12 protein-coding genes and 1 pseudogene are annotated in these 11,268 nt (G+C 67.2%); 7 read left to right on the top strand and 6 right to left on the bottom strand.

All coding sequences use genetic code 11. From position 1 onward, the window contains the following. Nucleotides 1-36 precede the first annotated feature (36 nt). Genes ACT86A_RS22740 through ACT86A_RS22730 form a run of 3 tightly spaced genes read left to right on the top strand, consistent with a single transcriptional unit; the run spans nt 37 to nt 1,801 of the window. Nucleotides 37-252, top strand: a complete 216-nt coding sequence (locus tag ACT86A_RS22740) for a helix-turn-helix domain-containing protein (protein ID WP_445094219.1) — start codon at nt 37-39, stop codon at nt 250-252. Between the two features lie 20 nt (nt 253-272). Continuing rightward, complete coding sequence (locus ACT86A_RS22735; protein ID WP_445094218.1) at nt 273-731, top strand: Clp protease N-terminal domain-containing protein; 459 nt, start codon at nt 273-275, stop codon at nt 729-731. Beyond that, complete coding sequence (locus ACT86A_RS22730; RefSeq protein ID WP_445094217.1) at nt 728-1,801, top strand: glycoside hydrolase family 113 protein; 1,074 nt, start codon at nt 728-730, stop codon at nt 1,799-1,801. The genes ACT86A_RS22735 and ACT86A_RS22730 overlap by 4 nt, the downstream gene beginning before the upstream one ends. A gap of 175 nt (nt 1,802-1,976) precedes the next feature. On the opposite strand, the gene ACT86A_RS22725 is transcribed toward ACT86A_RS22730, so the two are convergent. Next, a complete protein-coding gene (locus ACT86A_RS22725) occupies nt 1,977-2,876 on the bottom strand; it encodes a tyrosine-type recombinase/integrase (RefSeq protein ID WP_445094216.1) in 900 nt (299 codons plus the stop codon). A gap of 195 nt (nt 2,877-3,071) precedes the next feature. Next, a pseudogene (locus ACT86A_RS22720) lies at nt 3,072-3,374 on the bottom strand (alpha/beta fold hydrolase); the annotation flags it as partial. A 248-nt stretch (nt 3,375-3,622) separates the two neighbouring features. Between ACT86A_RS22720 and ACT86A_RS22715 the strand changes: the two are divergent. Beyond that, a complete protein-coding gene (locus tag ACT86A_RS22715; RefSeq protein WP_445094215.1) occupies nt 3,623-4,195 on the top strand; it encodes a TetR/AcrR family transcriptional regulator in 573 nt (190 codons plus the stop codon). Nucleotides 4,196-4,301: 106 nt separating this feature from the next. Here ACT86A_RS22715 and ACT86A_RS22710 read toward each other — a convergent pair whose 3' ends face one another. Continuing rightward, a complete protein-coding gene (locus ACT86A_RS22710) occupies nt 4,302-4,649 on the bottom strand; it encodes a BlaI/MecI/CopY family transcriptional regulator (RefSeq protein ID WP_445094290.1) in 348 nt (115 codons plus the stop codon). Nucleotides 4,650-5,045: 396 nt separating this feature from the next. Between ACT86A_RS22710 and ACT86A_RS22705 the strand changes: the two genes are divergently transcribed. Beyond that, nucleotides 5,046-6,359 (top strand): FAD-dependent monooxygenase, encoded by a 1,314-nt coding sequence (locus ACT86A_RS22705; protein WP_445094214.1) that lies wholly within the window; start codon nt 5,046-5,048, stop codon nt 6,357-6,359. On the opposite strand, the gene ACT86A_RS22700 is transcribed toward ACT86A_RS22705, so the two are convergent. Genes ACT86A_RS22700 through ACT86A_RS22690 form a run of 3 tightly spaced genes read right to left on the bottom strand, consistent with a single transcriptional unit; the run spans nt 6,328 to nt 9,818 of the window. After that, the gene (locus tag ACT86A_RS22700) at nt 6,328-7,833 is read right to left on the bottom strand and encodes an FHA domain-containing protein (RefSeq protein ID WP_445094213.1); all 1,506 of its coding nucleotides are present in this window, start codon (nt 7,831-7,833) and stop codon (nt 6,328-6,330) included. The genes ACT86A_RS22705 and ACT86A_RS22700 overlap by 32 nt on opposite strands. Then, nucleotides 7,830-8,273, bottom strand: coding sequence for a hypothetical protein (locus ACT86A_RS22695; protein ID WP_445094212.1), 444 nt, complete (start codon nt 8,271-8,273; stop codon nt 7,830-7,832). The genes ACT86A_RS22700 and ACT86A_RS22695 overlap by 4 nt, the downstream gene beginning before the upstream one ends. A 3-nt stretch (nt 8,274-8,276) precedes the next feature. Then, on the bottom strand, nt 8,277-9,818 hold the full coding sequence (locus tag ACT86A_RS22690; protein ID WP_445094211.1) for a hypothetical protein: 1,542 nt from the start codon (nt 9,816-9,818) through the stop codon (nt 8,277-8,279). A gap of 147 nt (nt 9,819-9,965) precedes the next feature. Here ACT86A_RS22690 and ACT86A_RS22685 point away from each other — a divergent pair, with 147 nt between their 5' ends. Together ACT86A_RS22685 and ACT86A_RS22680 are read left to right on the top strand one after the other, a co-directional pair. After that, entirely contained in the window at nt 9,966-10,385 is a 420-nt protein-coding gene (locus tag ACT86A_RS22685) for an Rv3143 family two-component system response regulator (RefSeq protein WP_445094210.1), read from the top strand. A gap of 490 nt (nt 10,386-10,875) precedes the next feature. Continuing rightward, the gene (locus ACT86A_RS22680) at nt 10,876-11,256 is read left to right on the top strand and encodes an NADH-quinone oxidoreductase subunit A (protein WP_445094209.1); all 381 of its coding nucleotides are present in this window, start codon (nt 10,876-10,878) and stop codon (nt 11,254-11,256) included. The last annotated feature ends 12 nt before the right edge of the window (nt 11,257-11,268 follow it).

Genomic DNA, 11,268 nt, shown 5'->3' with positions numbered 1-11,268 from the left:
TTGACACCCAGGGTGCTGTCAGTTCAGACTGACGGTATGGGTGAGCGCGAGCCGGCAGCGGACACGAGCAGGGTCGAGGATCCCGCTGTCGGTCTGCGGGCCGTGGGCGCGCTGCATCGGCTCGCCGAGCAGGTGGAGGCGCGCAGTGTCCGGCTGGCTCGGGAGCACGGCTGGTCGTGGGAGCAGATCGGCGATGCCCTGGGGGTTTCGCGTCAGTCGATTCACGCCAAATACGGAAAGCGGGTGCGGTGATGCCGAGGCGACCCAGCGTCGTGAAACTGATATTGACCTCGGCGTTCGAAGAAGCCGCGCGGCGCGGGGATCGGCGAGTGGGCACCGATCACCTACTGTTGGGGCTCCTGCACGACAACTCACGGGCGGCGAACGCGCTGGGGGTGTCGCTGCCGCAAGCGAGGGCCGCGTCCGATGCGCTGGATGTGGCGGCGCTGGCCGCCGTCGGTATCCGGGCCGACACACTCGACGAGAACAACCCCCCGGTGCCGGTGAGCCGGCGGCTGCCGTTGACCTCCGGTGCACGGGCGGTATTCAAACGCGCCATCGACGAGGCCCGGCCGTTGAGCACCGGGCCCATAAACGCAACGCATTTCTTGGTGGCGCTGTTGACGACGCAGCGCCCCGACCCGGCCGCCGAACTTCTGGCCGCACTCGACGTCGACCCCGACACCGTGCGTGCACGCCTATCCGAACCCGATGAAGGAGAGACCGGATGAACCGCCGAGGTGTCTGCTACGACGTTGGCCGTGTGATGTGGGGCCAGAGCTGGCGCCCGGAATTCTCACCGGACGAGACACGCCGCGAGTTGCAGATCATCCACGACGATCTGCACTGCAACGCGGTGCGGATCTGCGGACAGGACATCGACCGGCTGCTCGTCGCAGGACAGGCCGCGCTCGACCGCGGCCTGGAGGTATGGCTGTCGCCGGAACTGTGGGACCACACTCCCGAGCAGACCGTCGACTACATCGTCACCGCCGCCGAGGCTGCCCGACACCTTCACCAGCAGCAACCCGGCCGCGTGGTGCTCAGTGTCGGCTCGGAGGCCACGCTGTTCATGGCCGGCATCGTCGAGGGCGGCTCGGTGTTCGAGCGGCTAGAGCGTCCGGACTTTTGGCAGCGCATCCAGACCGGTGAACACAACGAGCCGCTCAACGCCTTCCTCGCCGACGCGACCGCCCGAACGCGCCGTGTCTTCGACGGACCGCTCACCTACGCCTCGATACCGCTGGAAACCGTCGACTGGAGCCGATTCGACATCGTCGGCCTCGATCTCTACCGCGACGCCCGTATCCGGGATCGGTTTGCCGACCTGCTACGCCGCTGGTTCGCCTTCGACCTGCCCGTCGCCATCACCGAGTTCGGCTGCTGCACCTATCAAGGCGCCGCCGACGCCGGAGCCCGAGGGTTCGCCATCCTCGACACCTCCGATCGCGACGCCTCCCCGGCACGGCTGGACGGCGACTACACCCGAGACGAGGACGAACAAGCCCGCGAACTCACCGAGACACTGTCGATCTTCGATGCCGCCGGAGTCGACGCCACCTTCGTCATGACCTTCGTCGATCCGCTGCACCCCTACAGCGACGACCCCCACCACGACCTCGACATGGCCAGCTACAGCCTGGTGAAAAGCTTCGGCACCCGCCTCGGCCCGAACCACCCCGACGCACCCTGGTGGGACCGCCACCGCCTCGGCACCAGCTACCCCGACATGCCCTGGGACCCAAAACGATCCTTCACCGCCGTCGCCGACTACTACGCAACGAACACCGAGCACGTCTGAGTCCCGGCGTCATTCCCCAGAATCGACTCGTCCATGGGCGGTCGCCAATCGGTGACGTGCATCCGCAGGGGCAATTCACCCGCGCCGGCACCCTGAGCCGCCTCGCCCGCCGCGCGAAACCCGGCACGCACGAGGACTGACCGATGTCGCGAGAAGGCGAGTCGGCGCGACACCATCAACGGCCTGACCGCCGCCGTGCGGCCGGGTCGCTGTCTGCCTGATAGCGCCGCAGCGCATCGTCGGACACCCTCGCGTATTTCGCGAGGCTGCGCACCGAGGTATGCCCGGACAGCTTCATCAGCACCGGCGTCGACGCGCCGTCCTCCGCGGCGTGCGTGAGCCGCGAGTGACGGAGCTGATGCAGTGTGTACGGGCCGCCGTCGTACTGGCTGGTGTGGATCTCGAACAGCTCGGCCGCGCGCCGGTACGACAGGCGCGCTCGCCCCGTCACCGGGTCGACATCGTTCTTCGCCACCGAGGGTCGGGCCCTGCGGTCGGTGAGGAACAGCGGCCCGGACTTGCGGCCGACCAGCATCCGCGGCAACAACCGTGCGGTGCCGGTCTGCCACGCGATCACCTCCCGCGCACCGCCCTTGCGGGTTACCACCGCACACCGATTCGCTGTATCGAGCTCGGGCACATCCAGCATCAGCACCTCCTCGGCACGCGCCGAGGATTCGTAGAGCATGTGCCACAACACCCGTTCCCGCAGCAGCGTGTCCGACCCCAGGATCTCGGTGACCCGATCCCGGCTCAACGCCTTGCTGGTGTCCGGCGGCGCGGGCCGCGCCCGCAACCGCACCAACGGGTCACCGGCCAGCCACTCCTGCTCTCGCCAATACCCGCACGCCGCCGCGAGCGCGGTCAACCGGATGTTGAACGTCTTGGGGGCCTTGCCACCCCACACGAACGTGAACCAGCCGGCGACCCGATCCGGTTCCCGGTCCAGCAGCGCCACATTCGTGTCGGCGCCGAAATCCGCCACCAGCCTGTCCAGCGCCGCCGCGTAGGTCGCCCGGGTGTTGGGCACGGTGATCGTGGCGAGGTAGATCCGCACCGCATCGGCCAATCGCACACCGCTCGTCGGCGTCGGAAGCATCCGAACCCGACCCATCGACCGACCTCCGACCGCTACCGCAGATAGTTTCCCGAGTAGACCCCGCGCGAAAGGGACATCGCGCCAGGGCGACCCCGAGGTTACCGCACATAGTGTGCGGCTATATGCGGTAACTGCTTAGCGCCGGATTTATCAGCGATGTTCCTCGACCCCCCAGTCGAACGCGAGCGCGCCGCCCCAATCGTGGCCGACCAGCACCACGCGGTCCAACCTCATCGCGTCGAACCAGGCGTCCAGGTATCGCGCGTGGTCGGCGAACGTGTAGTCGATCGGTGGCTTACCCGAGTGCCCCATACCGATCAGGTCCGGGGCGAGCAACCGGCCGGGGCCGACGGCGGGCAGGATGTTGCGCCACAGGTACGACGAGGTCGGGTTGCCGTGCAGAAACACGATCGGCGCGCCGGTGCCGGTCTCGCGGTGATGCATGGTCGATTCGAGTACGCGGATGTCAGGCATGGATGTCCTTATCAGAGGTTGAGGGTGCGAACGCGGTCGACCACGATCTCGATGACGACCCGACCGGCGGGCTTCGGCGGCGCGTGTCGGTAGCGTCGGTGGTACCGGCGGGCAGCGATGGCTACCCGGTCAGAGTCGGCGGACGGGGTCGCAGTACCACGATCACTGCTACTCCCCAGAGTTAGTTAGTTGACTGACTTAGACGCCGACGTTAGCCGAGACCCGCGGACTTGTCTAGACTTAGTCAGGTGACTCACTCAACTGCGCGAGAGCTGGGCAAGCGGGAACGTCTCACCGCCGCCGCGGCCACCGTCCTGCATGAGCAGGGGGTCGAGAAGACGACGCTCGCCGACATCGCGCGCGCCGCCGACGTACCCGTCGGAAACATCTACTACTACTTCAAGACCAAGGACGAGCTGGTCGAGGCCGCCATCGGCGCGCATGGCGACGCGCTGTGCGCACTGCTCGCCCAGCTCGACGCGCTACCCACCCCACGCCGGCGGCTAGCGGCGCTCGTCCGCGGTTGGGTCGATCAGCGCGACCTCGCCGCGCGTTACGGGTGCCCCACCGGCACGTTGGCCTCAGAACTGGACAAGCGCGCCGACGGCCTGGACCAGAAGCTGGCCGAACACATGCGCAGCCTGGTCGGCTGGGCCGAACGGCAGTTCCATGAGATGGGACATCAGCGCGATGCGCGCGAGTTGGCCGTCGCGCTGGTCGCGGCATACCAGGGGATCTCGGTGCTGACCAACACGTTCCGCGAGCCAGAGCTGATGGCCACCGAGGGCCGCCGTCTGCAACGCTGGATCGACTCCCTCTAGTCGGCCAGTCGATCAGACCCAAGCGTGGTGCGATGCCGCGACGAGTCCGACCGCGCAACCGGGACTCGCCACGACGCTGCCGTACAGCATCAGCAGATGACCAGGCTCACGGCGCTTCTGGCGTCTTGCGCGCCGCCAGCCTGCGCAGCGCGGCGCGCAGCCCGGCCGACTCCTCGGCGCTGATCCGATCGACGAAATGACTGAGCACCAGGTCCGAACGCCCGCCGGAGCCGAGGGCCTCGAGCATGAGCCGGGCGCTGTGCTCCTCTCTGGTGAGTGTCGGCCAATATCGATAGGCCTTGCCCGCGCGGTCGCGTGCCAGCCAGCCCTTCCGGTGGAGGTTGTCCATGGTCGACATGACCGTGGTGTAGGCGATGTCCCGCTGAGCCGACAGCTCGTCGAATATCTCGCGCACCGTGGTGTCCTCCGCGTCCTGATCCCAGATGCGGTCCATGATCACCGCCTCCAGATCCCCGAACCCTCGCACCGTACCGACTCCCTCATCCGAACTGTGCCCATCGTGGGGACAGGGTACCGGCCTGGGCGATGACTACGGAGGTAAGCAGTAGACCCATCCGGCTGCCCGCCGGACGGCACAACACCTGTCGGATGTCTCGAGTCAAGATCTTGGCAGGATTTCGCTGGTCAGATGGTTGACGCCACGGCCGGCAAGGTCCCCTGAGGGCGCTCGGTAATGCCGAGTTCAGGGTGTTTGCAGGAGCGTGGACACGATTTCGGCTGTACCGATGAATTTTGTGTGGATCCGTAGTCGATACGGCTGGATACACCGACAGCGGTGGGCCTGTGCTGGGACCCGTTCCAGTGCGCGAGGAAACACAGGGAGGCAATGATGAGCGTCGACGACTCCGAAAAGGAGCACATGATCCGGACGGGTGAGCCGGGGGCGCGGGTGAGCGGTCCCAGGGTGCTGGTGGCGGGGGCGAGCATCGCGGGGCCCGCGCTGGCCCACTGGCTGCGCCGGCGGGGAGCCGAGGTGACTGTGGTGGAGCGGGCTCCCGCGTTGCGTCCCGGTGGGCAGGCGGTGGATGCGCGTGGGGTGGCCAAGGAGGTCATCCGGCGGATGGGGCTGGACGCGGCGGTACGCGCGGCCTGCACCGAGACCGCCGGCGCGTACACCGTGGACGTAGACGGGAACGTGCTGGAAACCTACCGTGCCGATGACGACGGCGGCGACGGGTACATCGCGGAGATCGAGATCCTGCGCGGAGACCTGTCCCAGGTTCTCTACGACGACACCTGCGACAGTGTCGAATACGTCTTCGGCGACCGCATCGCCGAACTCACCCAGGACGCGGACGGAGTCGACGTGGCCTTCGCAGGCGGCGACCGGCGGCGCTTCGACCTGGTGGCCGGGGCGGATGGGCTGCACTCGGCGCTGCGAGCGATGGTCTTCGGGCCGCGCGAGCGGTTCGTCCGCCACCTCGGGCATGTGCTGGCCTTCTACAGTGTGCCCAACGAGTTCGGGCTGGACCGCTGGCTGATCGACTATCAGGAGTCCGGGCGCTCAGCCGGCCTGCGGCCCATCCAGGACGCCACCCGGGCGATGGCCATGTTCTCCTTCACCGCGGCCGACCTCGACGTCGACTACCGCGACGTCGCGGCCCAGAAGCGCCTGCTGCGCGAGCGGACGGCCGGCCTGGGCTGGTTGACTTCGGACATCCTCGCGCATCTGGACGATACCCCGGACTTCTATCTCGACCAGGTCGCCCAGGTGGTGATGGACCGCTGGTCGACCGGGCGGGTGGTGCTGCTCGGGGACGCGGCGTTCAGCTCGTCGCCGATGTCCGGGGCGGGCACCGGGCTGGCCCTGGTCGGCGCCTACCTGCTGGCCGGAGAGCTGGCCGCCGCCGGGTGGGACCCGGAAGCCGGGTTCGCCGGCTACGAACAGCGGATGCGCTCGTTCGTCGAGGCCAACCAGGAGATCGGCCGGCTGCACGCGCGCAGCCGCGACGTCCCCGGTCCGGGCGCCGAGCCGAGCCCCGATTTCGCCGGCGAATGGTTCGTCGAACTGGTCGGGCGTGCGATCAACGGCGTCGAACTGCCCGACTACGCAGGGGTGCCCGACTCCGGACCTGCTGGATGCAGCACAGTACGCGCCGCGAGAGCTACACCTACAGCTGTCCATGGGGTGAGTCGAAGGTGAGAACCCGTCCGCCGAGCTGGATCTGAGCGCCGGGCAGGAGGGCGAGCGGATGGCCGGGAATGGCCCGCATCCACTCCTGATGGCCAGGCTGGCGGACGTGGGTGCCGTTGGTGGAACCGCCATCGACCACCGTCACGTCCCAGTCGATGAGCCGGATTTCCGCATGTGCTCGGGACATCCCGCCAGAGCTGTCTTCCAAGCGCACCGGGCGAGCGCCGCGCCCGACCGCCTCCGCGTGCTCCGGCTCGCGTCCGAGAACGCAATCGTTGTCCAGAACGTAGGAGGTCCCGTCATCGAGCAGCAGCACCCCGAGCGGCGGCCGCACACCCTCGGTCAGCACACAGGTGAGCTGGTCCATCCGGATGCCGCACACCGCGCAGAACGACACCCGCGGATCGTTGTGATGATGTCGCGCGCATTGAAAACCGTGCACGATCACCCGAGGGCCCAGCGTGTTGGTGCCACCAGCTTCGAGTGCGTCGGCGACGGCGTCCGCGGAGGGCACCATCGTCTCGGCGAGATTCGCGTCGTTGGCGATCGCGTAGTCCCGATCACTGCCACGCTCCGGTCGCACTCCGCTGCCATCCGGCGGCGGGATCGACGGCATTACGTTCGCGCCAGATGTCCGCACCTGGAGATCGACTTCCGTTGCGTCATCGCTGGATTCGCCTTTCTGCAGGCTCGGCGTCCGGTGGCGCGGCGAGTCGGATGTCTGGCCGGGACCTGGCCGCAGCCGGGGCGAACCGGGTGGTCGCGCGCCGGAGACGGGCTCGGTAAGGGGCGGGTCGGACATCGCTTCGGACTCGGCGAAAGGTTGTGCTGCGGCCGTCTCGTGAGACGTCACGGCCGAGTCCGGTTCCGCGTCCGGAGCTGGTTTCGACGTAGCTCGCGCTACGGCGGCGGCGTGGAACCGGTCACCCGGTCGCGGGTGTGATGTCGGCTGCGGCTGAGCCGTCGCCCACAGCACAACGCCGGACCCCGGCGCTGTCCCCGCGTCGAGCGTGAAGATTCCACGCCCCGGCAGCGAACCCACACTGTGCGGCGGCTCGTCCACGAACAACCCCGTGCCGATGCCGGGCCCGGGTGTCACTACCCGGTCGACGGTGAATCCGGCATCCCGCCCGCGCAGTACCTCCGTGCGCTCGAGTCCGCGCAGAATCGCGGTCACCCCGCCATGCAGGAACACCGCGATGCCCTCCTCCACCGGGGTGATCACGCCGAATTCGACGTCGTCCTCCTCTCCGTGGGTCAGGTTCATCAGCCAGGTCGTCGCCAGTCGCGCCACTACGCGCCCACTGCGGTGCCGATCACGCGCGACAGCCTCCCGCACGATGTCCAGCAGGACCGCCGTCGTCCGAGCGGCCATCGTGTCCGATCCGACCGGGCCCTCGCCGCGATGTGCGACCACCAGTACCGCGCCGCCCACGCTCGCCACCACATGCGCGCCGGGCAGCACCTCGATCTGCCCGCTCACAGGAACCTACCGCCGTGGAACCGCCACCGATGGAAGACCACCCGCATGGGCCCGTTCACGATGAGCCAGAAGAGAATCCATGTGGCCACGAATTGGAGTAGAAACGCCGCCGGAGACGGACGCAGATGCTCGGGCAGCACCACCGTGGTGTAGCGCACCAGGACCCAGATCAACGCGGCCTCGTTGAGGATGGTGACGAACCCGAAGAGTGTCGGCCAGTCCTTTTCCCAGCGGAACTGCTGCAGGAAATGGTAGAGGAACTCCCAGAGCACGCCGACCAGAACGGTCGCGAGCAGGACCGACAACGTCACCCGATACGCCTGACCGATACTCAACGATCCGGTCGGCAGAAAAGGGGTGATGACCAGCGCGACGAAGAACCCGATCACGCTCAGCGCGAGTACACGGGTCTGAATTCGCCCGTTCAATGTAGGAAGCATCGCTCAGATCTTCTTGTTCGTAACCCACAACCACCATTGCCGCGTCGAGCGCAGCGGACCCATCCTGCGGCAGAATCCCACGGCGGCGAGATCGTCGGCGATCTCCTGCGCGGCGATCTGCAAACCGAGGAAGGTGTCCACGCCGACGAACGGCCCACCGAGCGTCGCACTGCCGGACGCGTACATCCGCCCGTCGCCGCTGCGGGTTCCGATCAGCTCGAACGTGGTGTCCACGTCGAGCCGACCCATCGGATTGCGCCCCGCACCGGTGTGGTCCAGCAGGTCGGCCAGCAGCCGGTGTTCACGGATATCGGCCTCCAGCCCGGTGCAGTCGATGATGTAGTCGACGGCGGTGTCGAACGGCTGCGACGGCGGCGGAAACGGCAGCGGCGCGGCGGCATCCGGGAGAATCGTCGCGACTACGCCTTGACGTCCCGCGGCCGGGCGCGGCGCGCGCATCGTGCCGGCCATCACCTGATACCACCCCTGTTCGCGGCCACGCCGCAACTGTTCCTGCCAACTGTCCCTGATCGGGGTGTTGGTGCCCGCGAACTCCCGGTACGCCGTTGCTCGTTCCTCCCCTTGCAGCCCTCGCACCTTCTGCTTCAGCTGACCGCCCCACACCGATTTCGGATAGTTGAAGCCCTGGTAAGCCCAGCCGTCGCCGCCCTTGCGCCGATTGAAGAGGTTCTTGCCGTGTGCGCCTGCGACGTAGGTGCGGAACAGGTGCAGAATCTGCGTGTTCAGTCCGTAGCTGTCCCGGTCGTCGATGAGCCGCTGCAGGACACGGCTGGCCACGATCCCGCTGCCACGGATCATCACCGTGCCGGGCCGCCGCTGCAGCGCCTGGTAGACGTGCTCATGCGGCTCGTAGGCGTTGACCACGCGGGTCGGATCGCGATGGGTCTCGCGGTACTCCTGCAGGTCCGGCAACAGCTTCAAGCCCGGATAACCCACCGCCACATGGACATACCGGCTCCGGAAGGCGACGCGCTTGGTCGGCATCGAGCCCGCGGGTGGGGTGAGAACGGTGAAATAGCCGCCGCCCTGGCGCTTGCGCACCATCCGTGCGTGTCCGCGGTGCAGCGAGTTCGCGTAGCCGATGCGGTGGAATTCCCGCTCCATCGAGACGAATGCCTGGCCTGCCCGCGGGGTGTAATAGTTGGCGAAGATCGGTTCGACGAAAACGTTCCACAGCGGCTTGATCGACTTGTCCGCGATGGCCTCCCGGACCGCGTAGGAGGGGAAGCCCCAGATGTTGTCCGGTGTGGAGGCCGAGTCGCTGCGCAAGCGTTCCGTGCGGGGAATCTGCGAAACCCTGGTCAGATACTCATAGGAGGCCCACGGGTGGTCCTGCGGGCCGAGTACCGCCATCGCCTGCGCGGGCACGCCGAAGATCCGGAGGGTGTCATAGGTGACGAACGATCCGATCCCACTGCCGACAGTCACGAAAGGTACGTCGATCACCGGAATCCCAGTGGTGTCCAGCATCGCATCGGTCCACACGTCGGTATCGACGAGGGCCTGCGTGATATCGCCCCGCATTGGGCGGACTCTACCGGCAGATCCTTATCGACAACTTGTCATCGGCTTTCGGTGTAATGACACTGCCGGTGACGCGCGGTGCACCGGTGGACGACGCGGAGACGTTCTGCGTCAACCTGGCCCGCGGTGGGCCCTTCTGGACGTACCATGCCGTTCGTGGCCGATTCCGCTCGTTCCACCCCACTGCGGGTTCTCGTGTACAGCAGCGACACCGACACCCGCCGCCAGGTGATCCTGGCCTTGGGCAAGCGCCCGGCCCCGGAACTTCCGGCGTTCGAGTATCTCGAGGTGGCCACCGCGGCGGTGGTGATCGCCCAGATGGACGCCGGCGGCATTGATCTGGCCGTTCTCGACGGCGAGGCGACCCCAGCCGGCGGACTGGGCATCGCCAAGCAGTTGAAAGACGAGATCAGCTCCTGCCCACCGATTCTGGTGCTCACCGGCCGCGCAGACGATGCGTGGCTGGCCAGCTGGTCGCGCGCTGAGGCGTCGGTGGCGCATCCCATCGATCCGATCCGTCTCACCGAGACCGTCGTCGGTCTACTGCGCAGCCGCTCCGCCGCCTGATCGCCATACCACAGCCGCCCCGGCCAGCTAATTCATAGCGATTATGCATTAATTAGTCGCGCCGCTCGCCCGCGGTTTCTCGTGCCGCATGGATCAACCCCCAACCGTCCGGCGGGCCATGCCGTCGCGGCCCGCCGACGGTGGATTCGGGCTTCGAACCCGCTCGGAACCACATTTGAGGTCACCGGCATCGCTACTTCGCGGCGGCGGGCGGACGCCGAGCGACCTCACGAGGCGACCTCCGGGATTACCCCCGTTTCAGTCATAAATCGTTGTACCGAATTCGATCAAACGACGTCGCGAAACTCGCGGCGGCCGGAGCTTTCAGTTGTAGGCTGTGCCCTATCTCACACGGTAAAGGTCCTGGTAATGACCCATCCCGGTGAAGCCGAAGCCTAGGGGCGAGTCCGGCCGAGGCGGACAGCGACGTCAGCCCGCCTCGGGCGCTGTTGTCACCCAGCTGCAGCTCGCAAGGAGGGGAAGTGCAGTCGTGAATATCGAGATGCCGATTCTCGTCCTCGGCGCGATCGCGGCGGCGTTCGCGCTGTTCTCCGTTGTCGCGGCGGCCCTGGTCGGCCCGAAGCGTTACAACCGAGCCAAGCTGGAAGCCTACGAATGCGGTATCGAACCCACGCCGCATGCTGTCGCCGGTGGGCCGGGAAACGTTACCGGACAACGCTTTCCGGTGAAGTACTACCTCACCGCCATGCTGTTCATCATCTTCGACATCGAGATCGTGTTCCTCTACCCGTGGGCAGTCCACTTCGATGCGCTCGGTCTCTTCGGCCTCGCCGCGATGGCGTTGTTCATCATCAACGTCTCCGTGGCCTACGCCTACGAATGGCGACGCGGCGGGCTCAGCTGGGATTGAGCGCCGCGCAAC

It is taken from the genome of Nocardia glycosmidis (assembly GCF_052545115.1).
The sequence above is the reverse complement of the archived record's forward strand: the minus strand, read 5'-3'. Positions and strand labels throughout refer to the sequence as shown.